25 protein-coding genes and 2 pseudogenes are annotated in these 25,996 nt (G+C 73.6%); 14 read left to right on the top strand and 13 right to left on the bottom strand.

The window, feature by feature from the left end; translation table 11 throughout:
• Positions 1 to 184: 184 nt before the first annotated feature.
• Both lipB and QUE47_RS12580 read right to left on the bottom strand, forming a co-directional pair.
• Positions 185 to 871 carry a lipoyl(octanoyl) transferase LipB gene (lipB, locus tag QUE47_RS12575; RefSeq protein ID WP_286217570.1) on the bottom strand — a complete coding sequence of 229 codons (687 nt, stop codon included), beginning with the start codon at positions 869 to 871 and terminating at the stop codon, positions 185 to 187.
• Positions 872 to 880: 9 nt separating this feature from the next.
• A complete protein-coding gene (locus QUE47_RS12580; protein WP_286217571.1) occupies positions 881 to 1,468 on the bottom strand; it encodes a MarR family winged helix-turn-helix transcriptional regulator in 588 nt (195 codons plus the stop codon).
• 106 nt (positions 1,469 to 1,574) lie between these two features.
• On the opposite strand from QUE47_RS12580, the gene QUE47_RS12585 reads away from it, so the two are divergent.
• The 3 genes from QUE47_RS12585 to QUE47_RS12595 are packed head-to-tail and all read left to right on the top strand — an operon-like array spanning position 1,575 to position 6,616.
• Positions 1,575 to 3,983: an MMPL family transporter gene (locus tag QUE47_RS12585; protein WP_286217572.1), complete on the top strand. Its 2,409-nt coding sequence runs from the start codon at positions 1,575 to 1,577 to the stop codon at positions 3,981 to 3,983.
• Positions 3,980 to 5,086, top strand: coding sequence for a Gfo/Idh/MocA family protein (locus tag QUE47_RS12590; RefSeq protein ID WP_350227560.1), 1,107 nt, complete (start codon positions 3,980 to 3,982; stop codon positions 5,084 to 5,086). The genes QUE47_RS12585 and QUE47_RS12590 overlap by 4 nt, the downstream gene beginning before the upstream one ends.
• 30 nt (positions 5,087 to 5,116) lie before the next feature.
• A complete protein-coding gene (locus QUE47_RS12595) occupies positions 5,117 to 6,616 on the top strand; it encodes a serine/threonine-protein kinase (RefSeq protein ID WP_286217573.1) in 1,500 nt (499 codons plus the stop codon).
• Between the two features lie 63 nt (positions 6,617 to 6,679).
• Here the strand turns inward: QUE47_RS12595 and QUE47_RS12600 are convergent, their stop codons facing one another.
• From QUE47_RS12600 to lpdA, 3 genes and pseudogenes are all read right to left on the bottom strand, one after another.
• Complete coding sequence (locus QUE47_RS12600) at positions 6,680 to 7,561, bottom strand: TIGR01777 family oxidoreductase (protein ID WP_286217574.1); 882 nt, start codon at positions 7,559 to 7,561, stop codon at positions 6,680 to 6,682.
• Between the two features lie 142 nt (positions 7,562 to 7,703).
• A pseudogene (gene sucB / locus QUE47_RS12605) lies at positions 7,704 to 9,463 on the bottom strand (2-oxoglutarate dehydrogenase, E2 component, dihydrolipoamide succinyltransferase).
• A gap of 30 nt (positions 9,464 to 9,493) precedes the next feature.
• Positions 9,494 to 10,876, bottom strand: coding sequence for a dihydrolipoyl dehydrogenase (gene lpdA, locus QUE47_RS12610; protein WP_286219498.1), 1,383 nt, complete (start codon positions 10,874 to 10,876; stop codon positions 9,494 to 9,496).
• Between the two features lie 145 nt (positions 10,877 to 11,021).
• Here lpdA and QUE47_RS12615 point away from each other — a divergent pair, with 145 nt between their 5' ends.
• On the top strand, positions 11,022 to 11,354 hold the full coding sequence (locus QUE47_RS12615) for an oxidoreductase (protein ID WP_286217575.1): 333 nt from the start codon (positions 11,022 to 11,024) through the stop codon (positions 11,352 to 11,354).
• A gap of 118 nt (positions 11,355 to 11,472) precedes the next feature.
• Here the strand turns inward: QUE47_RS12615 and QUE47_RS12620 are convergent, their stop codons facing one another.
• Complete coding sequence (locus QUE47_RS12620; protein ID WP_286217576.1) at positions 11,473 to 13,017, bottom strand: leucyl aminopeptidase; 1,545 nt, start codon at positions 13,015 to 13,017, stop codon at positions 11,473 to 11,475.
• 31 nt (positions 13,018 to 13,048) lie between these two features.
• Between QUE47_RS12620 and QUE47_RS12625 the strand changes: the two genes are divergently transcribed.
• From QUE47_RS12625 to QUE47_RS12640, 4 genes are read left to right on the top strand one after another with little or no spacing between them, the layout of a single operon-like run.
• Positions 13,049 to 13,405: a hypothetical protein gene (locus QUE47_RS12625; RefSeq protein ID WP_286217577.1), complete on the top strand. Its 357-nt coding sequence runs from the start codon at positions 13,049 to 13,051 to the stop codon at positions 13,403 to 13,405.
• Positions 13,405 to 14,097 carry a hypothetical protein gene (locus tag QUE47_RS17280; RefSeq protein WP_434019684.1) on the top strand — a complete coding sequence of 231 codons (693 nt, stop codon included), beginning with the start codon at positions 13,405 to 13,407 and terminating at the stop codon, positions 14,095 to 14,097. Before QUE47_RS12625 ends, QUE47_RS17280 begins: the two co-directional genes overlap by 1 nt.
• Positions 14,094 to 15,167 (top strand): quinone-dependent dihydroorotate dehydrogenase, encoded by a 1,074-nt coding sequence (locus QUE47_RS12635; RefSeq protein ID WP_286217578.1) that lies wholly within the window; start codon positions 14,094 to 14,096, stop codon positions 15,165 to 15,167. Before QUE47_RS17280 ends, QUE47_RS12635 begins: the two co-directional genes overlap by 4 nt.
• Complete coding sequence (locus QUE47_RS12640) at positions 15,164 to 15,373, top strand: hypothetical protein (RefSeq protein ID WP_286217579.1); 210 nt, start codon at positions 15,164 to 15,166, stop codon at positions 15,371 to 15,373. The genes QUE47_RS12635 and QUE47_RS12640 overlap by 4 nt, the downstream gene beginning before the upstream one ends.
• Before the next feature lie 23 nt (positions 15,374 to 15,396).
• Here the strand turns inward: QUE47_RS12640 and yczR are convergent, their stop codons facing one another.
• Positions 15,397 to 16,932 carry a MocR-like transcription factor YczR gene (gene yczR / locus QUE47_RS12645; RefSeq protein ID WP_286217580.1) on the bottom strand — a complete coding sequence of 512 codons (1,536 nt, stop codon included), beginning with the start codon at positions 16,930 to 16,932 and terminating at the stop codon, positions 15,397 to 15,399.
• Between the two features lie 60 nt (positions 16,933 to 16,992).
• Here yczR and QUE47_RS12650 point away from each other — a divergent pair, with 60 nt between their 5' ends.
• Positions 16,993 to 17,139: a hypothetical protein gene (locus QUE47_RS12650; RefSeq protein ID WP_286217581.1), complete on the top strand. Its 147-nt coding sequence runs from the start codon at positions 16,993 to 16,995 to the stop codon at positions 17,137 to 17,139.
• Positions 17,133 to 17,747 carry a membrane protein YczE gene (yczE, locus tag QUE47_RS12655; RefSeq protein WP_286217582.1) on the top strand — a complete coding sequence of 205 codons (615 nt, stop codon included), beginning with the start codon at positions 17,133 to 17,135 and terminating at the stop codon, positions 17,745 to 17,747. The genes QUE47_RS12650 and yczE overlap by 7 nt, the downstream gene beginning before the upstream one ends.
• Here the strand turns inward: yczE and QUE47_RS12660 are convergent.
• On the bottom strand, positions 17,735 to 18,343 hold the full coding sequence (locus QUE47_RS12660) for a DUF3043 domain-containing protein (protein ID WP_286217583.1): 609 nt from the start codon (positions 18,341 to 18,343) through the stop codon (positions 17,735 to 17,737). The two genes, yczE and QUE47_RS12660, sit on opposite strands and share 13 nt — an antisense overlap.
• Before the next feature lie 67 nt (positions 18,344 to 18,410).
• On the opposite strand from QUE47_RS12660, the pseudogene QUE47_RS12665 reads away from it, so the two are divergent.
• A pseudogene (locus QUE47_RS12665) lies at positions 18,411 to 19,801 on the top strand (dipeptidase).
• A 74-nt stretch (positions 19,802 to 19,875) separates the two neighbouring features.
• On the opposite strand, the gene QUE47_RS12670 reads toward QUE47_RS12665, so the two are convergent.
• The 3 genes from QUE47_RS12670 to nadA form a co-directional block, all read right to left on the bottom strand.
• A complete protein-coding gene (locus QUE47_RS12670; RefSeq protein ID WP_286217584.1) occupies positions 19,876 to 20,403 on the bottom strand; it encodes an acyl-CoA thioesterase in 528 nt (175 codons plus the stop codon).
• A 61-nt stretch (positions 20,404 to 20,464) separates the two neighbouring features.
• Entirely contained in the window at positions 20,465 to 21,076 is a 612-nt protein-coding gene (locus tag QUE47_RS12675) for a DJ-1/PfpI family protein (protein WP_286217585.1), read from the bottom strand.
• Positions 21,077 to 21,137: 61 nt separating this feature from the next.
• Positions 21,138 to 22,262, bottom strand: a complete 1,125-nt coding sequence (gene nadA / locus QUE47_RS12680; RefSeq protein ID WP_286219499.1) for a quinolinate synthase NadA — start codon at positions 22,260 to 22,262, stop codon at positions 21,138 to 21,140.
• A gap of 147 nt (positions 22,263 to 22,409) precedes the next feature.
• Here nadA and QUE47_RS12685 point away from each other — a divergent pair, with 147 nt between their 5' ends.
• From QUE47_RS12685 to erpA, 3 genes are all read left to right on the top strand, one after another.
• Positions 22,410 to 23,309, top strand: coding sequence for a glycerate kinase (locus QUE47_RS12685; protein ID WP_286217586.1), 900 nt, complete (start codon positions 22,410 to 22,412; stop codon positions 23,307 to 23,309).
• A 139-nt stretch (positions 23,310 to 23,448) separates the two neighbouring features.
• A complete protein-coding gene (locus QUE47_RS12690; RefSeq protein ID WP_286217587.1) occupies positions 23,449 to 23,784 on the top strand; it encodes a hypothetical protein in 336 nt (111 codons plus the stop codon).
• A gap of 65 nt (positions 23,785 to 23,849) precedes the next feature.
• On the top strand, positions 23,850 to 24,200 hold the full coding sequence (erpA, locus tag QUE47_RS12695; RefSeq protein WP_286217588.1) for an iron-sulfur cluster insertion protein ErpA: 351 nt from the start codon (positions 23,850 to 23,852) through the stop codon (positions 24,198 to 24,200).
• A 105-nt stretch (positions 24,201 to 24,305) separates the two neighbouring features.
• Here the strand turns inward: erpA and QUE47_RS12700 are convergent, their stop codons facing one another.
• Positions 24,306 to 24,644: a sulfurtransferase TusA family protein gene (locus QUE47_RS12700; RefSeq protein WP_350227561.1), complete on the bottom strand. Its 339-nt coding sequence runs from the start codon at positions 24,642 to 24,644 to the stop codon at positions 24,306 to 24,308.
• 7 nt (positions 24,645 to 24,651) lie between these two features.
• Entirely contained in the window at positions 24,652 to 25,830 is a 1,179-nt protein-coding gene (locus QUE47_RS12705) for a cysteine desulfurase family protein (protein WP_286217589.1), read from the bottom strand.
• Positions 25,831 to 25,996: the final 166 nt, after the last annotated feature.

Raw genomic sequence — 25,996 nt, forward strand, 5'->3', positions numbered from 1 at the left:
GGCGCTCGACTGCGGGGCAGCGAGGGCTGCTGGGGCGGGGGAGCGGCCGGTGCGGCTCGGGTATCCGAAGGCGCGTCAGGGCGCGGCGTGGTGGGGGCTGTCATGCGGGTGGACTCCGTCCAGGGGTGCGGCGAGGCACGTACCGACCCACCCGATCTCCGGTACGAACGCAGTTCCCTGCGGCCTACCCTAGCGCCGCACCGGCCCGCGCGGCAGGGTCGGCGGTGGTGGTGTCCGCCACCTCGGGGAGCCACCGCCGCAGGGCGGCGGTCAGCAAGGGCTCGACCTCCGCGAGCGTCACGTCGCGCCCGGTCTCGGCGCTCAGCGAGGTGACGTCCGCGTCGCTGATGCCGCAGGGCACGATCGCCCCGAACCGGCCCAGGTCCGGGTCGCAGTTCAGCGCGAGGCCGTGCATGGTCACGCCGCGGGCCACCCGGACGCCGATCGCGCACACCTTGCGCTCGCGGCGCGTGGCGTCGCCGGCGATCCAGACGCCGCTGCGACCCTCGACGCGGCCCGCCACGACCCCGAGCGCCTCGCACACGTCGATCACGGCCTGCTCGAGCACCCGGACGTACGCGACGACGTCCACCGGCTCGCGGAGCGGGACGATCGGGTAGGCGACGAGCTGGCCGGGGCCGTGCCAGGTGATCTTGCCGCCGCGGTCGACGTCCACGACGGGTGTGCCGTCGACGGGACGTTCCGAGCGGTTGGTCCGGCGCCCGGCGGTGTACACGCTGGGGTGCTCGACGAGGAGCACGGTCGGCGGGGCCGTGCCCTCGACGACCGCCGCGTGCAGGGAGCGCTGCGTCGCCCAGGTGGCCTCGTAGTCGGCCAGGCCCGCGGCGGCGTCGAGCGGGCGGATCTCCATGAGGGCAGGTTAGCCCTGCTGGGCGCGGACCATGGCGAGGAGCAGCTCGCGCAGCGTCACGATCTGGTCGGCGGAGAGTCCGCGGGTCGCGACCTCCTCGCCGCGGCGAGGATCGGCAGCGGCGAACGCTGCAGCTCGGCCTTCCGCCGTGATGTCCACCATGCGACGACGCCGGTCGTGCGGGTCGGTGCCGCGCACGACGTGCCCGTTGCGCTCGAGCCGGTCGACGATGCGGCTCATGGTCTGCTCGGTGACACCGTTCTCGGCGGCCAGCGCGCGCTGCGGCCGGGCACCGCCGAGCAGGTGCAGGAGAACGGGCATGGAGGCGTGGTTCAGGTCCCACCCACTGAGATGACTGTTCCACTCGCGCTCAAGATTCCGGGCCACGGAGGACAGGAGGCGGCCGGTGGGCCACTGCTCGGGGTCGTCGCTGTCGTAGTCGCGGCTCGCGAACTGCGTCGGCTGGTCGTGCGGGGCGTCCGGGCCTGTCGAGCGTGCCGACCGGGGATGGTCGCCGGGGGTGCCGGGGCGAGAACTGCCGACGTTCCTGCTGGTCACGGGCACGGCGGAGGGTTGCGGTGATGCGTCGTCGGGCATGGTCGTCCCTCTCCTTCCGTGGTCGGTCCGTCGGTCGATCTCGACCTCGGGCCCTGGCCGGCGCGGGTGCCGTCCCGTTTGCGCCGGGAACCATCCTCGCACCACAATGCTCAGCATGCTGAGTAAAAGATGGGGCGGAGTTCTCCGCGGCCTGGTCATTCTTGCAGTTCTCGGGATCTGGCTCGCCGTCGGGGGGATAGGCGGTCAGGCCCAGGGGCAGCTGAGCTCGGTCCAGACGAACGACGCCGCCGCGTTCCTGCCGGAGACCGCCGAGTCCACGCTCGCCGGCGAGGCGGGCCGTGAGTTCGTCGACTCGGAGTCCCTGCCCGCCCTCGTCGTGTCCGAGGCGCCGGACGGCGGGGCGCTGGGCGAGCAGCAGATCGGCGCCCTGCAGGGATGGGCGCAGGGCATCGGGGACCTCCCGCTCGAGGGCGCCGAGGAGGCCGACCCCCAGGTGGTGGGGGACGTGCTCACCACGGACCCGGTCGTCATCCCCTCCGAGGACGGCGAGGCCGGCCTGGTCGTGGTGTCCCTCGACGCGGCCGTCGCTTCCGACACGTTCGGCGCCGACGAGGAGAGCATCAGCAACGCCGTCGTGGACGCGCTGCGCGTGGCCTCCGGCGACCTCGAGGACGCCGGACTCGAGGTCTGGGTCACGGGTCCCGCAGGGTTCGTCGCCGACCTGGTCACCGCGTTCGGCGGCATCGACACCGTCCTGCTCCTCGTCGCCCTCGGTGCTGTCCTCGTGATCCTCGCGTTCGTCTATCGCTCACCGATCCTCCCGTTCATGGTCATCCTGACCGCCGTGTTCGGCCTCAGCCTCGCCGGGCTCGTCGTCTACAACCTCGCCGACGCGGGCACGATCACGCTCGACGGACAGGCCCAGGGGATCCTCTCGATCCTCGTCGTCGGCGCCGCGGTCGACTACTCGCTCCTGATCGTCGCGAGATACCGCGAAGAGCTGCTCCACGTCCGCAGCACGTTCACCGCTCTGCGCCGCGCCGTCCGCGCGTCGATCGAACCCATCGCGGCGAGCGCCGGGACCGTGATCGCCGGTCTGCTGTGCCTCCTGCTGTCGGAGCTCGGGTCCAACCGCTCGCTGGGCCCGGTCGCCTCGATCGGGATCGTCGCCGCGTTCCTGTCGGCCCTCACGTTCCTGCCCGCGCTGCTCGTGATCGCGGGGCAGCGCTCGCGTGCGCTGTTCTGGCCGAAGATGCCGAAGTTCTCGGGCGAGCTGTCGGACGACGACGCGGCGGCCGACGTCGTCGCCGCGCCCGCCGAGGGTCCCCGCCACCTGGAGGGGACCGAGGCGCCCGAGGGCACCGGCTCAGGTGCAGTCTCGGTTGCCGGTCGGGGTGCCGACGAGGGCTCAGCCGTGGACGGTCGGCGGGACGGCCACGCCCGGCCTACCGGTGCGGGACCCGACGACCGCGCGGTCGCGGTGGACGTCGAGGGTCACGGCGTCTGGTCCAAGGTGGCGTCGTTCGTCGGTCGACACGACCGCGCGGTGTGGATCGTGACAGCGGTCGTCCTCGCCGGCTGCGCCGCGTTCGTCCCGACCCTGGACGCGTCCGGGACCGGAGACTCCGACGTCTTCCTGACCCAGGTGGACTCCGTGGACGGCGAGGAGGTGCTGTCGGAGCACTACGAGGGGGTCTCGGCGCAGCCGGCGATCGTCATCGCGCCCGAGGGTGACCTGGACGACGTCGTCGCCGCCGCGGAGGGCACGGACGGGATCGCCTCGGTCACGCCGGTCGTCGAGGGCGCCTCCGGGGCGCCCGGGGCACCGGCGGACGGTCCTCCGCTCGTCGTCGACGGCCAGGTGAGGATCGACGTGGCGACGAGTGCGCCGTCCGACTCCCAGGAGGCCGTCGAGACGGTCTCCGAGCTCCGGGACTCCGTGCACGAGGTCTCGCCCGAGACGCTCGTCGGCGGGGCGGCGGCGGAACGCCTCGACACCCAGGAGGCCGGGATCCGCGACCTGCGCGTGATCGTCCCCGTCGTCCTGATCGTGATCCTGCTCATCCTCATGCTGCTGCTGCGGTCCGTGCTCGCCGCGGTGCTGCTGATCGTCGCCAACGTGCTCTCGTTCGGAGCAGCGCTCGGGGTCTCGGCGCTCGTGTTCAACCACGTGCTCGACTTCCCGGGCGCCGACCCCTCGGTACCGCTGTTCGCGTTCTGCTTCCTCGTCGCGCTGGGGGTCGACTACTCGATCTTCCTCATGACGCGGGTGCGGGAGGAGACCCTGCGGATCGGAGCGCGTCCGGGCGTCCTGCGGGCGCTCGCGATCACGGGCTCGGTCATCACCTCTGCCGGCGTCGTGCTCGCTGCGACGTTCGCCGCGCTCGGTGTGATCCCGCTGCTGTTCCTCGCCCAGCTCGCGTTCATCGTGTCGTTCGGCGTGCTGCTCGACACCCTGGTCGTCCGGAGCCTGCTGGTGCCGGCGCTGGTGCACGATCTCGGCCGTCGGACCTGGTGGCCGAGCAAGATCGCGCGTGGTGAGATCGGGGCATGACCGGGACGACCGCTGGACCGCAGGCCCCCACGACAGCACCCACGACACGGATCGGGCTGGTCGGCTACGGCGGGGCCGGTCGCGGCATCCACGCCCGCCTGGCGCGCGAGGCCGGACTGCAGGTCACCGCGGTGGTCGCCCGCGACGAGGCGCGCCGTGCCTCCGCCGTCGAGGACTGGCCCGGGGTCGTGCTGTGCGACGACCTCGACTCGCTCCTCGCGCAGCGCGACGCGTTCGACGTCGTCGTCGTCGCGAGCCCGACGCCGCTGCACGTCGAGCACGCCGTCACTGTCCTGGGATCGGGCGTGCCGCTCGTCCTCGACAAGCCGATCGCGCTCGACGGGGCGGGTGCGCGCGAGGTCCTCGCCGCCGCGGAGCGGGCGGGCACGCCGCTCACGGTCTTCCAGAACCGACGGTGGGACCCGGAGCAGCTGACGCTCGCCGCGGTGCTCGCGCGCGGCGAGCTCGGCGAGGTCCACACGTTCGAGCGCCGCTGGGAGCGTTACCGACCGGTGCCGCAGCAACGCTGGAAGGAGAACGACCCGGTCGGCGGCGGGCTCCTGCTCGACCTCGGGCCGCACCTCGTCGACTCCGCGACCCAGCTGTTCGGGCCCGTCGTCTCAGTCCAGGCGGAGCTGCGCGCGCTCACCACTCCGACCGAGGACGACGTGTTCCTCAGCCTCCACCACGCCGGTGTCGACGGGGCGCGACCGGTCGTCAGCCGGCTGTGGGCCGGGTCGCTCGTCGCCGCGGGCGGGCCCCGCACCCGGGTGCTCGGCAGCGACGGCGCGTACGTGGTGACGACGTTCGAGAACGACGCCTCCCCGTTCGAGGTCTTCGACGACGCGGCGCCCGAGGGCACCGAGGGCTGGATCACGCGGGGGAGCGAGCGCACCCCGTGCCGCGCGCCGCGGGTGGGCATGCCGACTTCTACCGTGCGGTCGACGCCTGGGTCCGTGAGGGTGGGCCGGCCCCGGTCGACCCGGCCGACGCGGTGCGCACCGCCGACGTGCTCGACGCCGCACGGCGGTCGGCCGCCGAGGGCCGACGCATCGAGGTCTGAACACCTGCTCGCTGCCGTCGTGCCTGTGGACGACGGCTAGCGAGCACCTCCGGTGCGGTGGGATGGACCGATGAGCGAGCCATCACCACCCGGCGCACCCTCTGCGCACCTCGGGGCTGTCGCCGCGGTGTCCCACGACCACCTCCTGCGCATCCGCATCGAGGCGGGTCCGCGCGGCGCTATCGACGGGGGCGCCGAGCCCGGTCCGGACGGGGACCGAGTCGTCGTCGTGGACGACGCCCGACCCAGGGTGGGGCTCGACACCGTCCTGGAGGTCCGCGGAACGCTGCGCGCGGCCGAGGTCTCGTTCCTGGGCTCGTCGATCGGCAGGGCCCTGGCCGCCCTCCACGCGGACGGCGTCGCCCACGGAGCGGTGAGCTCGCGGACGATCCTGCTCGCCCGGGACGGGCACCCGGTCCTCGCGCCGGGAGAGACGCACGGCGGGCTCGGCGAGGCCGGGCCGGTATCGCGCCCGGCGAGCTCCGCGGACGACGTGGCGGGGCTGGCCGCTCTGCTCACCTCCGCGCTGAGCGCCGGCGAGAGGCGAGAGCACGATCCTGACGGTTCCGCCGCGGCAGCGCGCGCTCGGCTGCGTGGTGTCCTCCAGCGCACCCGGTACCTCGCGCCGGGGACGCGGCCGACGGCCGGCACCTTCGCAGCCGAGTGCGATGCCGCCTGCTCGCCGGAGCCTGTCCGGGTCCCTGACCCGGCCGACCTCGCAGGTGCCGTGCTGGGTGGGGCCGCGCGAGCCAGGCGGAGCCGCGAGGCGGTCGAGCAACCTGCGCGTGCGGTGCGGCCGGCGCGACCTGCACGACGTGGGCTACCTGCAGGACCCGCACGCGCCGGGCGGACCGGGAGTCCTGGGCGAGGGGGCGCACGGCGGCCACGGCCGGTCTTGATCCCGGCGCTGGTCGGTGTCTCGGTGCTCGCAATGGCCGCGGCCGCATTCGCGGTGGTCGGACCGTGGACGGCGCCGCTCGGGTCGGTGTCGTCGGAGGGGGCGAGGTCGACAGTGGCTGCGGCCCCCGTCGGACCAGCCGACGACGGATCAGCCAGCGACGGATCGGCCGACGAGGGGGCGGACAGCGCACCGCGGGCGGCCGCAGACGTACCGGGGGACCAGGCCGTACCGGCGGGGGAGTCTGCCCCGGCGGACGCAGCCGCCCAGCACGACGACCCGGCAGCGGCGGCGCGAGCACTGACGGCGCGCAGGGTCTCGATGCTCGCGCTCGCGAGCGAGCCCCGAGCCGATACCCCCGGCAGGCCGGATCTCGACGACGGAGCGGGCTACGCGGTCGCCGGCTCTCCCGCGGCAGAGGAGCACGAGGCCCAGCTCCGGTCGATGAGCGAGGACGGGATCGTCGTGCGCGGGGTGTCGGTCACCGTCGACCGGGCGGTCGTCGTCGGTGAGGCCGAGGACGAGCGCACCGTGGTCGACGTCGCCTACCGGGTCGGTGAGCACGAGCAGGAGGTCGACGGCGTGATCGAGCGTGTCCCCGCGTCGGACGAGGAGGCGCGGCTCGTCCTGACGTGGACGGACGCCGGGTGGCGGGTCGGGGAGGTCCTCTGACGCGAGCGGTGTCTCGGCAGGGCCTCCGTGGCGTGGCCGGACCGGCTCAGGACGGAGCGGGGGTCAGACGAGCCAGGCGACGGCGTCCGACACGCTGGGATGGGTGAACGTGAAACCGTCGGCGAGCAGCGCCCGGGGGACGGCACGCTGGGAGTCCGTCAGGGTCCCGCCGAACTCGCCGAGGGCCACCCGCAGGGCGAGCTCCGGGACCGGCAGGACCGCGGGGCGGTGGAACCCCTCGGCGAGCGCGGACGTGAGCTCGCGGTTGCGCACGGGCTCGGGCGCCGTCATGTTCACCGGGCCAGAGACGTCCGAGTCGAGCAGGTGGAGCATCGCGTCGACCACGTCTGCGAGAGTGATCCAGGGCCAGAACTGACGGCCGTCGCCGAGCGGCCCAGCCACACCGAGCCGCACGAGCGGCAGGAGACGGGCCAGGGCGCCGCCCTCCGGGGACAGGACGATGCCCGTCCGAAGGTTCACGACCCTGACCTTCTGCTCGGCGGGCGAGGTCGCTGCCTCCCACCGCTCGCAGACGCCCGCGAGGAACCCGTCGCCGGGGCCCGCGTCCTCTGTCAGGACGGTGTCGCCCCGGTCGCCGTAGTAGCCCACGGCTGAGGCCTGCAGCCACACCGGCGGCGGCTCGGACATGCTGTTCAGCGTCTCGGCGATGAGCGAGGTCGGGCCCGTCCGGGACTCGAGGACCGTGCGCTTGTAGCCGGCGGTCCACAGGTGGTCGCCGACCCCGGCGCCGCCGAGGTTGACCACGGCGTGGGCACCGTCGAGGTGTCGCGGATCGAGGTCGCCGGAGGCAGGGTCCCACTGCCGTTCGGAATCGGTCTGGGGTTGACGCCGCACGAGCCGGCGAACCCGGTCTCCCCGTGCGCGCAACGCTTCGAGCAGGGCGTTCCCGAGCAGTCCGTGCGACCCGGCGACGACGACATCCATGAGGTCACGGTAGGTGGCGGCGCGGGTGCTCGCACTGGTTGTGCGCATCGGTCGCCCGGGAACGACGATGCCCGCCCGGCCGCGGATCGCGGCAGGGCGGGCATCATGCGTGCGGTCGGTGCGTCCGACCGGTCGCGTCAGATCAGAGACCGACCTGGTCCTCGAACGCGCCCTCTTCGATCCGCTTCTTGACCACGGCGAGGAACCGGGCGGCGTCCGCCCCGTCCACGAGGCGGTGGTCGTAGGACAGGAAGATGTAGCACATCGAGCGCACGGCGATGTTCTCGCCGCCGTCCGCGTCGGTGACCACGACGGGCCGCTTGACGATCGTGCCGGTCCCGAGGATCGCGACCTGTCCACCGGGGACGATGGGCGTGTCGATGAGTGCGCCACCCGAGCCGGTGTTCGTGATCGTGAAGGTCGCGCCACCGAGCTCGTCCGGACCGACCTTGTTGTCCCGCGTGCGGGTCGCGAGGTCGACGATCTTGCGCGAGATGCCGGCGAGGTTCAGGTCGCCCGCGTCGCGGATCACCGGGACCAGGAGGCCTCGCGGGGTGTCGACCGCGATGCCGATGTTCTCCTGGCCGTGGTAGACGACCTGGTCGCCCTCGATGCTCGCGTTGATCTTCGGGTACGCCTTCAGCGCCTCAGCGGCGGCCAGCGCGAAGAACGGCAGGAACGTGAGGTTCACGCCCTCGCGCGCCTTGAAGTCGGCCTTGGCGCGGGCCCGCAGGCGAGCGACGCGGGTGACGTCGACCTCGACCACGGTCGTGAGCTGGGCCTGCGTCTGGAGCGCCTCGACCATGCGGCTGGCGACGACCTTGCGCAGCCGCGACATCTTCTCGGTCGTGCCGCGCAGCGGGGAGACCTCGGGGATGGACGGCGCCTTCGCGCCACCGCCGGACGACGCGGCCGGAGCCGGGGCTGCTGCCGGCTCGGGAGCGGCCTTCGCCTCCTCCGCCTTGCGGGCGGCCTCGAGCACATCCTCCTTGCGGACACGGCCACCGACGCCGGTGCCGGTGATGTCGGCGACGTCGACGCCCTTCTCCGCGGCGAGCTTGCGGACCAGCGGGGTCAGGTACGAGCCACCGGACTGGGCCTTCGGCTGCTCCTTCGCGGGCTCGGCCTTCTTCTCCTCGGGGGCCTCGGCCTTCGGCTCGTCCTTGGGCTCTTCCTTGGGCTCTTCCTTGGGGGAGCCTGCTTCTCGTCCTTCGGCTCCTCCTCGGGGGCCTCGGACTTCTGCTCGGGGGCCGCTCCGGAACCGACGATCGCGACGACGGTGCCGACGTCGACCGTCTCGTCCTCCTCGACCAGGATCTTCTGGACGGTCCCGGCGACGGGCGACGGCACCTCCGTGTCGACCTTGTCGGTCGAGACCTCGAGCAGCGGCTCGTCGACCTCGACCGTGTCGCCCACGGACTTCAGCCAGCGGGTGACCGTGCCCTCGGTGACGCTCTCGCCGAGCGCCGGGAGGGTGATCTCCTCGCCGTCGCCCGAGTCGCCCGAGTCGCCCGAGTCGCCGGACTGCTCGGAGGACTTCTCCTCGGCAGGTGCCTCCTCCTCGGCCGGCTCCTCCGCGGGCGCCTCGTCCTTGGCGGGTTCCTCCTCGGCCGGGGCGTCGTCCGTCGAGCTCTCGCCCGAGTCGTCGCTGGACCCGCCGCCGGAGCCGTCGCCGATCACGGCGACGTCGGTGCCGACGTCCACCGTCTCGTCCTCCTCGACCAGGATCTTCTCCAGCACGCCGGCGAACGGCGACGGGATCTCGGTGTCGACCTTGTCGGTCGACACCTCGAGCAGGGGCTCGTCGACCTCCACGCTGTCGCCGACGTTCTTCAGCCAGCGGGTGACGGTTCCTTCGGTGACGCTCTCGCCGAGTGCCGGCATCTGCACGTTGTCTGCCATGACCGCGCGGGTCTCCTTCGATCGTAGGGGTCAGTCGTGGGCGTGCAGAGGCTTGCCGGCTAGTGCCAGGAAGGCCTCTCCCAAGGCTTCGTTCTGCGTGGGGTGAGCATGTACGTGGGTCGACACGTCCTCAGGATATGCCTCCCACCCGACGATGAGCTGTCCTTCGCCGATGAGCTCGCCGACGCGAGCACCGACCATGTGGACGCCGACCACCGGGCCGTCCTTGCGGCGCACCAGCTTCACGAAGCCGGTGGTGCCGAGGATCTTGGACTTGCCGTTGCCGGCGAGGTTGTACTCGACGGTCTCGACGGCGTCGTCGCCGAACGACGTCCGCGCCGCCTCCTCGGTCACGCCCACCGAGGCGACCTCGGGGTCGCTGTAGGTGACGCGAGGGATCGTCGTCTCGTCGATGCTGGTGGGGGACAGGCCGGCGATGTGCTCGGCGACGAAGATCCCCTGGGCGAACCCGCGGTGCGCGAGCTGCAGGCCGGGCACGATGTCACCGGTCGCGTAGACGTTCCCGACGCCGGTCCGCAGGTTCTCGTCGACGGTCACGAACCCTCGGTCGAGGGTGACGCCTTGCTCCTCGAGGCCGAGCCCCGCCGTCCGGGGCCCGCGACCCACCGCGACCAGCAGGAGGTCCGCGTGGAGGGTCGCGCCCGACTCGAGCGTGACGTGCACGCCGTCGTCGTCCTGGGTGACCGCGGAGAAGCGGTCGCCGAGCGAGAGGGAGATCTTGCGCTTGCGGAACGCTCGTTCCATCGCCTTCGAGACCGACGCGTCCTCGGCCGGCACGAGGTGCGGCAGCGCCTCGACGACGGTGACGTCCACGCCGAAGGAGGCCCAGATGCTGGCGAACTCGACACCGATGACGCCGCCACCGAGGACGATCGCCGAACCCGGTACGTGGTCGAGGCGCAGGGCCTGGTCGGAGGTGAGGACGCGGCCGCCGATCTCGAGACCGGGGAGCGTGCGGGGCTCGGACCCGGTCGCGAGCACGACGTGGGTCCCCGTGTACCGGACCCCGTCGACCTCGATCGCGTCCGGACCGACGAGCCGGCCGTAGCCCTCGACGATCGTGACCTTGCGGGAGCGGACGAGCCCCTGCAGGCCCTTGTACAGACCCGAGACGACACCGTCCTTGTAGGCGTTGACGCCGGCCATGTCGATGCCGTCGAACGTCGCCCGTACGCCGAACCGCTCGCTGTCACGGGCGCTCTCGGCGACCTCGGCCGCGTGGAGCAGGGCCTTGGTCGGGATGCATCCCTGGTGCAGGCACGTCCCCCCGAGCCGGTCGGCCTCGACCACGGCCACGGTGAGACCCAGCTGGGCCGCACGCAGCGCCGTCGCGTACCCACCGCTGCCGCCGCCGAGCACGAGGACGTCGAACGAGGTCCCGGGTTCGGCCACGAACATCTCCTCGGTGCGTGCGTGCTGGTCCACGTGCCATCTTGGCACTCCAGGGGCGCCCGGCAAATCCGTAGCGGGGGCGTGGCGGTGTGACGTCCGGAACACCCTGGTGTGGACGAGGGCGGCCGGCGCATATATTTGCGCGATGGCCAGGTTCTCCCGCTTCTTCTCCCGCGGCCGGTCGATGGCACCCGCGGCGGGCGCCGGTGACGACAAGCGCCGCGCCACGATCGCTCACCTCGCCGAGTTCGTGCGGACCAGGGTCGGCGTCGAGGCGTACGTCGAGGATGCGACGCACGACACCTCGACGACGATGCTGCTGATCGCGACGACAGGGGAGTGGACGCGCCGTCGCGTGCCGGACGAGGCGACCGCGCACAAGGTCGCGCACGACCTGCAGATCCCGGTCTACGACGTCCGCTTCACGGGATACCCCCAGCGGTTCCGCGACTGGAACTCGGCGCAGCGACGCCGGTGACCGGCTGCCGCACCGCACCGTCGGCGACCTGCCGGACCCACGGACGACGTCGGACGGCGGCCGGGAGGTCCCGGCCGCCGTCCGACGGACTCGGCCCCGGTCGGGGCAGCGTGTCCGGTCAGGCCTCGCCGCGCGCCTCGAGCAGACCGAGGAGCGTGCGGACGCCGACCCCGGTGCCGCCGACCGGCGTGTAGCCGTGGGCGCCCTTCTCGTTGTAGGCGGGTCCGGCGATGTCGAGGTGGGCCCACGGCGTATCCCCGACGAACTCCTTGAGGAACACGCCGGCGGCGAGCATCCCGCCGAAGCGCTCGCCGATGTTCGCCAGGTCGGCGACCTTGGACTTGAGGGTCGCGCGCAGCTCCTCGGGGAGCGGCATCGCCCAGAAGAGCTCGCCGGTCGCCTCGGCGGCGTCCGTCACCTCCGTACGCACCGCCTCGTCGCCCATGACGCCGGAGACGCGGCGACCGAGAGCGACCATCTGCGCACCCGTGAGGGTCGCGATGTCGAGGACGACGTCGGGCTCCTCCTCGCACGCGGCGACGAGGCCGTCCGCCATGACGAGCCGGCCCTCGGCGTCCGTGTTGAGCACCTCGACGGTCTTGCCGCCGCGGATCGTGATGACGTCGGACGGGCGCTGGGCCGTGCCGGACGGCATGTTCTCGGCGAGGCACAGCCAGCCGGTGACCGCGACGGGGAGGCCCAGGCGTGCCGCGGCGACGACGGTGTAGAGCACCGCGGCGGCGCCGGACATGTCGGACTTCATGGCCTCCATGCCGGGTGCGGGCTTGATGGAGATGCCGCCAGAGTCGAAGGTGATGCCCTTGCCGACGAGCGCGACCTTGGAGGCCGGCTTCGCCGGGGTGTAGGCGATCTTCACGAGGCGCGGCCCGCGGGCGGAGCCCTGACCGACGCCGACGAGTCCGCCGTACCCGCCGGCGGCGAGCTGCTTGTCGTCGAGCACGGTGACCTTGGCGCCCGTGCCCTTCACCGCGTGCTTCGCGGCCTCGGCGAACGCGGCGGGGAAGAGGTCGTTCGGTGCGTCGTTGATGAGGTCGCGAGCACCGTGGACCGCGTCCGCGAGGATCGCTGCACGCTCGGCGGCGGCCTCGGCCACCGGGTCGTCGGCGAGCCCGGTCAGGACCTCGATGGTCACCGGGGGTGCCGGGACGGGCGAGGCGGTCGCCGCGGTGTCCTGCGGCTCGGGCTTGCGGCCCTTGACCGGCGCGGGAGCCGGCGGGACGCGGTAGCGCGTGTACGCGTAGGCGCCCAGGAGGGCGCCCTCGGCGACACCCGCCACGTCCACGGCCTGCGTGGTCGGCAGGGCGATCGCCACGGTCGACGACCCGGCGAGCGCGCGCACCGCCGCACCGGCGGCGCGGCGCAGCGACTCGACCGGGAACGTCCCGTCCGCGGACCGCTCGCCGAGGCCGGTCAGGACCAGGATGTCGGCGGCGAGCTCGGGACCGGCCGGGAGCTTGTGCACCTCGTCGGGCTTGCCCGCGAGACCGAGGAGGTCCGCGAGACGCTCGAGCTCCGCGACGACGGCGTCGGGAAGGTCGGCTCCGACGACGGAGACGCCGTCGGAGGTGGGGGCGGTTCCGACGACGAGGGCGTCGACCTCGGCGTCGGAGGGGGCGAGTGATGTCAGGGTGAGGTCAGCCACGGATCGATGCTAACCCCGGTACCCTCGGGGCGTGGTCCTGCCCCTCCTGCTCGTCGCCGTCGTGCTCTGCGCCCTCCTGGCGCTGTGGTCGGGGTGGTTCGTCGTCCGGGACCGGGCCGTCGTCCTGCGCCAGCTCTGGGGCGGCGCGGTCATCGAGGCCGTGGTGGTCGTGCAGGCCGTCGTGGCCGGCGTCCTCGCAGCGACGGGGAGCGGACCGCAGGACCCGCTGCTGTTCTGGGGATACGTGCTCACCGCGCTGCTGATCCTCCCGGTCGCAGCCCTGTGGGCGTTCGCCGAGCGCACCCGGTGGAGCTCGGTCGTCCTGCTCGTGGCGGCGCTGACCGTCGCGTTCCTCGAGCTCCGGCTCTGGCAGATCTGGGAGGCCTGATGGACACCCGACCCGGTCGAGGCGAGAGCACCGACGCGCACGCCGGTACCGGTACCCCTACTGACGCCGGCACGGATACCAGCAGTGCCGGCACTGCCGGCACCGACGGCGCGAGCGGGCGCGGCTTCGGCAGGGTGCTGGTCGCGGTGTACGGGGTGTTCGCGCTCGCCGCGGGAGCCCGGGCCGGCTATCAGCTCGTCGAGAAGTTCGACGAGGCGCCGGTCGCCTACCTGCTGTCCGCCTTCGCCGCGCTCGTCTACGTCGTGGCGACCGTGGCGCTCGCCCGCGGCCGCGGCCGCTGGCGCACCGTCGCCTGGATCGCGGTCGGGGTCGAGCTCGTCGGTGTCGTCACCGTGGGCGTCCTGTCGTTCGCGGACGCCGCGGCGTTCCCCGACGAGACCGTCTGGTCCGGGTTCGGGGCGGGCTACGGGTACGTCCCTCTCGTGCTCCCGGTCGTCGGTCTGCTCTGGCTGAGGCACACCCGGCCTCGGTCGGAGGGGGCCGGCACGAGCGAGGCCTCGGCGCCCGCGGAGGGAGCGTCCGACCCGGGGGCACCTGCCTCCCCGTCGGCGTCTGCCCCGCCCACCTCCTCGTCGGCGTCGACGCCGCCCGCCTCCCCGTCCCACCCGACTCGACCGCCCCAGCAGCCATCGCCGCAGTCTCAGACGTCCCCGCCGAAGGAGCCCTCGTGACCCGCCCCTACGACCTGCTGTTCCGCCACGTCCTGACGCGGGCGGACCCCGAGGTGGCGCACGAGCGCGCGTTCGCCGCGATCCGCGCGCTCGGCGCGCTCCCGGTCGTGCGGGACGTCGTCCAGGGCGCTCTCGCCCCCTACCTGGGGCAGGGCCTCGGTGGACCGGGCAGCGTGCGTGCGCTCGGGCGCACGTTCCCGGCGCCGTTCGGACTCGCGGGCGGGTTCGACAAGGACGCGAGAGGCGTGCGCGGCCTGACGGCGCTCGGCTTCGCCTTCGTCGAGATCGGCACGGTCACGGCGCACGCCCAGCCGGGCAACGAGGCGCCGCGGCTCTGGCGGGAGCTCGACGTCCGCGCGGTCCGCAACCGCATGGGCTTCAACAACTCCGGGGCGGCGGCGGCCGCCGCCCGGCTCGCCGACCTGCGGGCGACGCCCGCGGGCCGCGCCGCCGTGGTCGGGGTGAACATCGGCAAGTCGAAGGTCACGCCGGTCGAGGAGGCTCCCGCCGACTACGCCACGTCGGCCGGACTGCTGGCGCCGCTGGCCGACTACCTGGTGGTCAACGTCTCGTCGCCCAACACGCCCGGCCTGCGCGACCTGCAGTCCGCGGAGGCCCTGCGCCCCGTCCTGACCGCGGTGCGCGAGGCGGCGGACGACGCCTGCCGGGCCGAGCGCGCCGCGCGGGTGCCGCTGCTGGTGAAGATCGCCCCGGACCTCGCCGACGAGGACGTCGATGCCGTGGCCGACCTCGCGGTCGAGCTCGGGCTCGACGGCGTCGTCGCGGTGAACACGACGATCGACCACGACCGGGGTCCAGGTGGCCTCTCCGGTCCGCCGCTGCGCGCTCGCGGGTGCGAGGTCGTCTCGCGGCTCCGGTCACGGCTGGGGCCGGACCGCACGATCATCGGGGTCGGCGGCATCACGACGGCCCAGGACGCGCGGGACTACCTCACCGCGGGAGCCGATCTCGTCCAGGGCTACACCGGGTTCGTCTACGAAGGCGCCCTGTGGGCCTCGCGGGTCAACCGGGCGCTCGTCCGCGACATCACGAGCGGGGTGGGACGATGACCGCGCCGCAGTGGGAGTGGCGGCTCGAGGTCGCCGACGGCACCCGGCACGGCGGGGCGCCGGGACCGGTCTTCACGTCGCAGTACGACGCCGAGCAGTGGCTCGGGGAGCACTGGCGCGAGCTCGCCGCGGACGGCATCGCGGCGGCCGTGCTGCTCAACGACGGCACGCGTGCGGCGCCGCCCGTGGACATCCCCGCCGTCTGAGAGGACCGGTCCTGCCGAACCGGTCAGCCGTCGACGACGGCTCGCCAGGCAGCGGCCAGACGGGGCACGGCCTCGGTGAGCAGGTCCTCGCGGGGGGCGAAGGTCGCCCGCAGGTAGTCCGCGTGGCTCCCGTCCGGGGTGAGCGCGGTGCCCGGGTTCACCAGCACGCCCCGCTCTGCGGCCGCCACGGAGAGGTCCCTCGCGACCGGGGCGCCGAGCGCGATCCACAGCGACAGCCCGCCCGCGGGGCGGGGGACCGACCACTCGGGCACCGCCGAACGGAGCCCGTCGACGAGGGCGTCGCGCTGGGACCGTAGCCGGCTGCGTCGCGTGGCGAGGATCGACTCGCGCTCGGCGAGCAGCTCGACGACCACGAGCTGCTCGACGACGGAGGTCGCGATGTCGACCGTCTCGCGGCGCCGAGCGAGTCTGCGCACCGTCTCGACGTCGGCCCTGACCCACCCGACCCGCAGCCCGCCCCAGAAGGTCTTCGACGCCGAGCCGACGGTGATCACGTTCGTCGTGTCGGAGCCGTCCCCGGCGAAGGGCGTCGGTTCCGGGCCGTCGAGCGTGAGGTCGGTCAGCGTCTCGTCCGCGACGACGACGGTGTGGTGCCGGCGGGCGATCGACCGTACCTGCGCACGCTCCTGCGCCGTCAGGGAGTACCCCGTGGGGTTGTGGTGGTCGGGCACCAGGTAGACGAGGCGCGGCGTCGTGCGCCGGACGGTCGACTCCAGGAGGTCGACGTCGAACGGTGAGCCCCCGGCGCCGCCCGGGGTCCCGACGGGAACGCCGACGACGCGGGCACCGGACCCTCGGACCGTCTCGATCGCGTGGGCGTAGGTCGGCGACTGCACGCCCACGCGGTCGCCGCGGCCGGTGAGCTCCGCCACGATCGTGGTCAGCGCGTGCTGTGCGCCCGAGGTGATGAGGATCTGGTCGGGGTCCGTGCGCGTGCCCCGCTCCGTGAGCCGCTCGGCGATCGCGCTGCGCAGCGCGTAGATGCCGCGGGGCTCGTAGCCGATGCCGCCCAGGTAGGCGGGGAGCGACTCGAGGGCACGTCGGTACGCGTCGTGCAGCGCCGCCGGGGCGGCGGGCGCGGCCTGGCTCAGGTCGATGACGGCGGCGTCGTCCGGCACGGCCACGCCACCGGGGCCGACGAGCCGCCGGGTGCCCTCCCGGGCCGGAGGGTGCGCCACCGGCGCGTCGCCGCCGTGGGTGCGCGGCAGGACCGGTTGTTCCGAGCGGCGGGGCAGGACGGTGATGGTCCCGACGCCCGTCCGGCTGACGGCGAACCCTCGGTCGCGGAGCTTTCGGTACGCGGCGGCGGTGGTGGTCCGGGAGACGCCGAGCTCGACGGCCAGCTCGCGCTCGCTGGGCAGGCGCGTGTTGGCGGCGAGCGTCCCGCTGAGGATCGCTGCGCGCATGGCTCCGGCGAGGTCGGCGTAGCTCGACGTGCGGACAGGGCCGGAGCGCCGCCAGGTGCCGAGCAGGCGGCGGGCGGCGGCGGCGGAGAGGTGGCGGTGGACCTCGGGCAGCGGGGTGGTGATGTGCGTCACCAGGCCACTGTCGCACGATTGGCTATGGATCTACAGGCCAATCGACCCGATGATTGATGCATGACCACACTTCTCGCCGTCCTGACCCTCGTCCTCCTCCTCGCCCTGCTCACCCGCCTCGCGGTCGTGGTGCGCAACGACGGCCTCGGCCTGCGCACGCCGCCGGCCAGCCACACCGCCCCGGACCGCACCGGTCACTGGTGGTGATCGCGGTCCGACGCGCAGCGCAGCTGCTCGTCGGGCTGCTCGCGTTCTCCGCGTCGATGGCGCTGCTGATCCATGCCGGTCAGGGCGCCATGCCGTGGGACGTCCTGCACCAGGGCCTCGTGCTCCGCACGGGCCTCCCGCTGGGTCTCGTCGTGGTGCTCGCGAGCCTCGTGGTGCTCGCTCTCTGGATCCCGCTGCGGGAGCACCCCGGCATCGGCACCCTCGCCAACGTCGTCGTGATCGGTGTCTCGGTGGACCCGATGCTGGCGCTGCTCGACCGCATCGACCCCGACCCCGGCGTCGTGGCGGGCGTACTGATGGCGTGCACGGGGATCGTGCTCAACGGGCTCGCCACCGCCGCGTACATCGGGGTGCACCTCGGTCCCGGCCCGCGTGACGGGCTCATGACCGGTCTGACCCGTCGCACGGGTTGGCCCGTGCGCAGGGTCAAGACGGCGATCGAGGTGACGGTCGTGGCGATCGGCTGGGCCCTCGGCGGCCCGCTCGGCTGGGCGACCGTGGCGTTCGCCCTCGGGGTCGGCCCGGTCGTGCAGCTCTCGGCGCCGTGGTTCGAGGTACGACGCCGCGAGGTCGTCTACTCGGGGTAGCTGCCGTGCTTCTTGTGCGTGGGCTTCGGCAGGCGTGCGCGACGGATCTGGAACGCGCGCATGATCGCGTACATCATGGTCCCGCTCGGCACGTCGCCGAACTTCGCCTGCAGCCGGCGCTTGAGCGCCCGCCACATCAGCACGGCGTCGAGGATCGTGACGAGCACCAGGGCGTAGAGGCCGAGCGTCACCCAGACGGAGAGCTGCGGCATCTGCGACGTGACGATCATGAGGCCGAGCGCGATGAACGCGACGAAGAGGAAGTACTCGCCGAGGTTGAACCGGGCGTCCACGTAGTCGCGCACGTAGCGCTTGACCGGCCCCTTGTCGCGGACCGGCAGGTTGCGCTCGTCGCCCGTCTGCAGCGCCTGCTGCTGCTTCAGCCGTTCCTCGCGGGCCTTGGCCCGGGCGTCCTTGGCCGCCGCCTTGCGGTCGTTCGGCACGAGCGGTCGCCGGTTCGCGGCCTGCGCCTGGCTGCGGCGCGGGGTGGCGCGACCCTTGCCGGGCGTCGTGATGCCGACGGGGTCGACCTCCGGGGCGTCGGGGGTGACCGACGCGTCCTGGGCGGGCTCGGAGTCCTTGTTGCGAGAGAACACGGTCTTAGGATAGTCGAGTGCGTCGTGCGCCCGGTACGCGGCCGGGCAGCCCGGTAACGTTGCCAGGATGAGCACCTCTCACGACCAGAACGTCCCGAGCCCCGCCGACGTCGAGCTGTTGCGCTCCCGGGTGGCGGGCCTGTTCCCCGATCTCCGGTCCGACCTCGAGGCGCTGGTGCGCATCCCGAGCGTCTCGAACGCCGAGTTCGACCAGGCGCAGATGGAGCGCAGCGCCGAGGCTGTCGCGGCGTTGTTCCGCGGCGCGGGTCTCCCTGAGGTCTCCGTGCTCCGTTCGACGGGCGACGACGGCAGACCGAGCCGGCCCGCCGTCGTCGGCCGGCGCCCGGCGCCCGAGGGCGCACCGACCGTCCTGCTCTACGCGCACCACGACGTCCAGCCGCCCGGCGACCCGGAGCACTGGACGAGCGACCCCTTCGAGCCGGTCGAGCGGGACGGGCGCCTCTACGGCCGCGGCGCGGCGGACGACAAGGCCGGCCTCGTGGCGCACCTCGGGGCGCTGCGTGCGCTCGGCGACGAGCTCGGCGTCGGGGTCACGGTCTTCTCGGAGGGGAGGAGGAGATCGGGTCCCCGGTCTTCGGACCGTTCCTCGCCGAGCACCGGGACCTGCTCGCGGCCGACGTGATCGTGGTCGCGGACTCGGCGAACTGGAAGGTCGGCGTCCCCGGGCTCACGACCTCGCTGCGCGGGCTCGTCGACTGCACGGTCGAGGTCGAGGCGCTGCACCAGGCGGTCCACTCCGGGATGTTCGGCGGACCGGTGATCGACGCCTACACGCTCCTCGCGCGGCTCCTGGCGACGCTGCACGACGCGGACGGGGAGGTGGCCGTGGCCGGGCTGCACGAGGCCGCCGAGCCGGAGGTGGACTACGACGAGGCGAGCTTCCGCGCCGACGCCGGGCTGCTGGACGGGGTGCGCCTCGCCGGGAGCGGCTCGATCGCGGGGCGCCTGTGGGCCAAGCCGACGATCGCGGTCGTCGGGATCGACGCGACGCCCGTGGACCGCGCCTCGAACACGATCGCGCCCCGGGCCCGGGCGAAGGTGTCGATGCGGATCGCGCCCGGTCAGGACCCGGCTCAGGCGGCAGAGCTCCTGCGCGCCCACCTCGAGGCGAACGCGCCGTTCGGTGCGCGGGTGACCGTCGTCGACGGGGACCTGGGCAAGCCGTTCTCGGCGCCCGAGGACTCCGCCGCGATGCGCGCCGCGCGCTGGGCGTTCGAGGCTTCCTGGGGCACGGCGCCGGTCGACATCGGGATCGGTGGCTCGATCCCGTTCATCGCCGACCTGCTCGAGGTCTTCCCCGACGCCGCGATCCTCGTCACCGGTGTCGAGGACCCGGACTCGCTGGCGCACGGCGCGGACGAGTCGGTCCACCTGGGTGAGCTGGAGAAGGTGGTCCTCGCGGAGGCGCTGCTCCTGCGCCGTCTCGCGGGAGCCTGAGACTGCACGCGAGAGCGTGAGCGCGCCTGCAGGAGCGTGAGCGCGCCCGCAGGCTCAGGACGGCCTGCGGCGTCTCACGACCGGTGCGCGACCCCGACGGCGTCCGCCCACGCGCGGACGTCGTCCGGCAGCCCGGGGGCGACGGCGTCCGGGTCGAACGCGGCCGCGACGTCGTGGCCAGGGATCCGGTCGCCCGAGCGGGACAGGAACCGGGCTGCGACGACGCCCCGGGCGCACCGCTCCCCGCCGCGGGTGAAGACCTGCTCCAGGTAGACGACCCGGGCGTCCCAGCCGAGCACGCGACTGGTGATCTCGAACCGGTCCCAGAGCTTGAGCGAGCGCCGGTAGGTCATGGTCGACGCGGCGAGCACCGGGTACCACGACCTCTCCGCGAGGGCGCCGATCGCTCCGAGGTCCGCGAGCAGGTTCGTGCGCGCGATGTCCATCATCTGCAGGTAGACGCCGTTGTTCACGTGCATGTACAGGTCGAGGTCGCCAGGGTGTACGCGCATCGCGGTCACGGAGGGGTCGAGCATGGCCATCCCGGGGACGGCGGTCCGTGGTCGCTTGAAGGCGTAGGCAAGCTGCAGCTGGCGTGTCATGCGGGCAGGTTACCCGACACCCTGAGTATCGGATATGCGGACGGGGTGGGACGGCCCGGCGTCAGGTCGGCGGGACCGGCGGCACCGAGTCGTACTGGATCGCCGCGCGCACCGCAGCCGCCGTCGCGTCGCCCTCGAGCCGGGAGACGAGGTGCAGGGCCATGTCGATCCCGGCTGACACCCCCGCGGACGTGACGACGTCGCCGTCGTCGACGAACCGGGCCATCGTGTCGACGAGAACGCTCGGGTCGGCGGCGACGAGGTCGTCGAAGTGGTGGTGGTGCGTCGTGGCGGGCCGTCCGGCCAGCAGCCCGGCGGCGGCGAGGACGAGCGAACCCGTGCACACGCTCGTCACGAGCGGGGTCGTCGCCCGCACCTCGCGCAACCAGGCGAGGTGTGCGGGATCGGTCATGAGACGCCTGGTCCCGCCACCACCCGGGTGGACCAGGACGTGGAGCGGCCCGACGTCGTCCGCCGACCGGTCCGGGACGACGCACATCCCCTTGGCGAGGCGGACCCCGGAACCGTCGGGGGAGAAGGTGGTCACCCTCGGAGCGAGGGACGAGAGCTCGGACCACGCGGCGAGCACCTCGAACGGGCCGACGACGTCGAGCTCTTCGGCGCCGTCGAACAGCAGGATCCCGAGGTGCAGCTCGCCGTTGCTGTGCGTCACGTCGTACTCCTCCGGCTGATCGCCGCCGACGTCCGGGCGCGTGTGCTCCGCGCCCCGCCCGTCAGAGACCCGGCAGCGCCAGCATCTGGTCGAGCGCGACCCGCGCCCAGTGGGCGTCGTCGGCGTCGACGACGATCTGGTTGACGACCCGGCCGGCGACCAGCGACTCGAGCGCCCACACCAGGTGCGGCAGGTCGATCCGGTTCATGGTCGAGCAGAAGCACACGGTCGAGTCGAGGTAGTGGATCGACTTGTCCGGGTGCGCGTTCGCGAGCCGGCGCACGAGGTTGAGCTCGGTGCCGATCGCCCACGAGGACCCCGGCTCGGCGGCGTCGAGGGCCTTGATGATGAACTCGGTCGACCCGACGAGGTCTGCGGCGCCGACGACCTCGTTGGTGCACTCGGGGTGCACCATGACCGTGACGCCCGGGACCGCCTCGCGGACCTGCTCGACGTTGCGCACGGAGAACCGGCCGTGGACCGAGCAGTGCCCGCGCCACAGGATCATCCGGGCGGCGTCGAGCTGCTCGCGCGTGAGCCCGCCGTCGGGCTTGCGGGGGTCGAACACCACGCAGTCGTCCAGCGACATCCCGAGCTTCTCGACGGCGGTGTTGCGGCCGAGGTGCTGGTCGGGCATGAAGAGCACCTTGCCGGTGCCGTCCACGCCGCCGGACTTCTCGAAGGCCCACCGCAGGGCGACCTCGGCGTTCGAGGACGTGCAGACGGTGCCGCCGTGGCGACCCGTGAACGCTTTGATCGCGGCGGTCGAGTTCATGTAGGTGACCGGCACGGTGCGGTCCGCGACGCCCGCGTCCGTCAGGACGTCCCAGGCCTCCTCGACCTGGTTGATCTCCGCCATGTCGGCCATCGAGCAGCCTGCGGCCATGTCGGGCAGGATCACCTGCTGCTCGTCGGACGTCAGGATGTCCGCGCTCTCGGCCATGAAGTGCACGCCGCAGAACACGATGTACTCGGCCTCCGGGCGGGCCGCTGCCTCGCGTGCCAGCTTGAACGAGTCGCCCGTCACGTCGGCGAAGTCGATGACCTCGTCGCGCTGGTAGTGGTGGCCCAGGACGAACGCGCGGTCACCGAGGGCCTGGCGCGCCGCCCGCGCCCGCTCGACGAGGTCAGGGTCGCTCGGAGCGGGGAGCTCACCGGCGCACTCCACCCCGCGTTCGGACGCCATGTCGCGTCCCTGGCCCAGGAGGAGGAGCGCCGAGGGGGCAGGCTCCGTGAACGTGGTGTCGAGCGTCGTGGTCACGCTCCGATTGTGACACAGGGGCCCGACGGCGTCGGCTCCCTCGTGGGCCCGTGCCCTGCGAGAATGCGTCGCATGCGACCACCTGCAGACGTCCTCGTGCTGTCCGCCGCGGCGTGCGGGGAGCTGGCGGACGACGTCGCCGCGGCCTGGGCCGAGGCCGCGCCCTGGTCGACGGTCACGCAGCGCCGGACGGACCGTGGCGGCGCGACGCTTCTCGACGTGCTCGAGGAGCACCTGCTCGGGCGAGAGGCGCTCGCTGACGGGACCACAGGACGCGCGTCGCGTCGCCCCGTCCGCGTACCGGTGGTCGTTCCCGGTCCGCTCGGTGGCGAGGTGCCGGGCACGGTGCTGCGGTACGCGAGCCCCCGGGCGAACCACGGTGGGCTCCTGGCCGGGGCGGCGCCCGGCACGCCCGGCGCGCGCGGCACCTCCTACGACCGTGACACGCCGGACGCGCCGGACACGCCGGACGCGCCGGACGCGCCGGACACGTCGGTCGTCGCGGGCGCGGAGGTCGCCGGCGAGGAGCAGGTGCCGGCCGGGTCGCGGGCCGCCGCCTCGACGGTCGGTGTCGGACGCCTGGCCCGGTCCGCCGCGGGCGGGGCCCGGCGCGTGGTGGTCGGGCTGACCGGGGTCGCAGCGCATGACGCCGGCGCGGGTTTCCTGGCGGGTCTCGCCGGACGTGAGTCCTTGCACCCGGGCGATCTCGCGTCGTCCGAGGCCGCAGGTGAGCTGGTCCGCGCGGCGCGCGCCGGGCTCGGGGAGCATCGCTCGTCGGCCTCGTCCACGACGACGCGCCGCTGCTCGGGCTCCACGGGGTCAGCGCCCGGCTGTCCGGGGCCGACGCGGCCGACGCGCAGGTCGGCGAGCGTCGGTTCGCCGACCTCGCGCACGCGGTCGCCCCGGTCGTCGCCGCGACGACCCCCGACCTGCTCGAGCGGGGCGACGTCCGTGCCGTGCACCGTCGCCTGACCGCGACGAGCGGCACCGGCGCGGGTGGCGGCCTGGGGTTCGCGCTGCTCGCGGTCGGGGGTCGCTCGCGCGCGCCACGACCTGGACGGCCGACGAGACCGCCCTCGGGGACCGGATCGCGGGCGAGGTGCCGCCGGACGTGCTCGTCGTCGTCCTCGACGCGCTCGACGCGGAGTCCGTCCACGAGGGAGAGGTGCCGGACGCCGTCCGTATGGCCGGCGACGTCGGCGTCCCGGTGGTGGTCGTCTGCCGGACCAGCGAGGTCGGACGACGCGAGTCGGGTGCTGCCGGCATCGCCGGCGTGTACCCGCTGGGCCTGCCCGACGTCCCCCGGTCGGACGGCGCCGCGGGAGCGGACCCGGACGGGGCGCGGGCGGACCGGCACGCGCGGGTCGCGCGGATCGCCCGGACCTGGACCCCGGTCCACCCCGCAGCGCGCGTAGAGTGGGAACACGTCGGCGCCCCGCGTTGTTGAGCCCGACGACAGCCTGACCGGACGAGCCGTTCGCGGCGACCGCCAACGACCATCGTGGAGTGAACATGAGCGAGACCACCGAGACTGCGACCCACGGCGTCCTGCTGACCGACTTCGCGGCCGGCAAGGTGAAGAGCCTGCTCGAGCAGGAGGGTCGCGACGACCTCCGCCTTCGTGTCGCCGTCCAGCCCGGGGGCTGCTCGGGCCTCATCTACCAGCTGTACTTCGACGAGCGCGTGCTCGACGGTGACGCGCTGAAGGACTACGACGGCGTCGAGGTCGTCGTCGACAAGATGAGCGTCCCGTACCTCGAGGGCGCGACCATCGACTTCGCGGACACGATCGAGAAGCAGGGCTTCACGATCGACAACCCGAACGCCGGCGAGTCCTGCGCCTGCGGCGGATCGTTCGCCTGATCGACCTCAGTCCTCCGTAGGTCCCTCGAGGGTCCTCGTGGACGCCCGTCGCCCGGTGCCACCCTCGCGGTGGTGCCGGGCGTCGTCGTTCTGGGCGGGCTCGGCTCAGCCGCCGAGCCGTACCGTGATGGTCAGCTCCGCCGCCGAGGGCGTCTCCGGTGCCATTTCCTGGCCTTCCGGTGGGTCGGCGGCGACGGACGAGACGACGGCGTGGCCCCGCATCCGCGCCCACGCCGGGACGTCGTAGCCGGCGGCCGGGTCGGTCGCGATCACGCTCAGGAGATCACCCGGGCCCGCCTCACGGGCCGCTGCCGCCAGGCGGATCACCGGCAACGGGCAGCGCAGCCCGCGCGCGTCGACGGTCGTGCGCACGGGCTCCAGGCCGTCCGCCTCGTCCGGCGCGCCGTCGGGCTTCTCGTCGGGAGTCTCGGGTAGATCCGTCACGGCTCGCTCACAGCCCTCGGGCGCCGAGGAACGCCCGGACGCGCTCGACGGCCCCGGGAAGGACGGCGACGAACCGGTCGACGTCGTCCTCGGTGGTGGTCCGGTCGAGGGCGATCCGCACGTTGCCGTGAGTGAGCACACCCATCGCCGCCAGGACGTGGCTGGGCTCCAGGGTCCCCGACGTGCAGGCCGACCCTGAGCCGACCCCGAACCCCGCCCGGTCGAGCTCTCCCACCAGGGCCTCACCGTCGACGTAGAGGAACGAGAACGTGACGGCGTGGGGCAGCCGGTCCACCGGGTCGCCCACGACCTCCGTGTCAGGGATCTGTGCGGCGGCGGCACGGACCCTGTCGACGAGCTCGCTGCGTCGCCGTGCCTCGGCCTCGCGGTCCCGGGCGACCGCCTCGAGGGCGACGGCGGCCGCGAGGGCGGCCGGGACGTTCGGACCGCCGGGTGCCCAGCGGTCCTCGTCCTCGGGCCACGTCGGGCGGGTCCTGACCCGGCGTCGGACGGCGAGCACCCCGGTCCCGCGCGGCGCTCCCCAGTCCGCGGGGTCCGCCGCGAGCACGTCCCACCCGGTGGGGACCGGGTCGTGCCCGAGCGACGAGCCGGCGTCGACGAGGAGCGGGACCTGGGCTGCTGCGCAGGCCTCGGCGGCCTCGGTGACCGGCTGGCGGGTGCCGACCTCGCCGTTGGCGCTCTGGAGGCACGCGAGCGCGACGTCGCCGGCACCGACGGCGTCCCGGAAGCCGTCGATGTCGACCCGCCCGTGGCGGTCCACCGCGACGGGCCGGGCCTCGCCCGGCAGGTCCGGGAGCGGGTGCACCGCGGCGTGGTGGACGGCGGCCCGTTCGACCGCGGGGACGACGACCGCCCGGCCCGCGCGACGGCGTCCGGCACGGACCGCCAGGACCGCCGCGTGCAGCGCGGCGGTGTGGGACGGGAGTATCTCGATCTCCTCGGTCCGCGCCCCCAGCGACGCGGCCAGGGACTCGCGCGCGCCCCACAGGAGGGCGGCGGCGCGGCGCCCCTCGGCGTGCAGCCGGCGCGGGTCCGCCCAGCCGTCGTCCGTGGCCTGGAGCAGCGCGGTCCGGGCGAGGGGGTGCAGCGGGGCGCCGCCGCCGTTGTCGAGCGGCACACGGCGGCCGGCCGTGCTCGGGGCGCTCAGGGTGCTCGGCGTGCTCACCTGCTACCTCCTGGGTCGGTCGAGGACTCCACCGAGCCTATCGTCGGGGCAGGTGAGGGCTGTTTTCTGACACGACGGGAACCCGTGTGCGGAAGATGGTCGAGGGCGCCGACGAATGTGACGAACCGCGTCCCGCTGGCTCCGTCTGCGACCTCCCGGCACGGCA

It is taken from the genome of Paraoerskovia sediminicola (genome assembly GCF_030296575.1).
Taxonomy (GTDB): Bacteria; Actinomycetota; Actinomycetes; order Actinomycetales; family Cellulomonadaceae; genus Paraoerskovia; species Paraoerskovia sediminicola.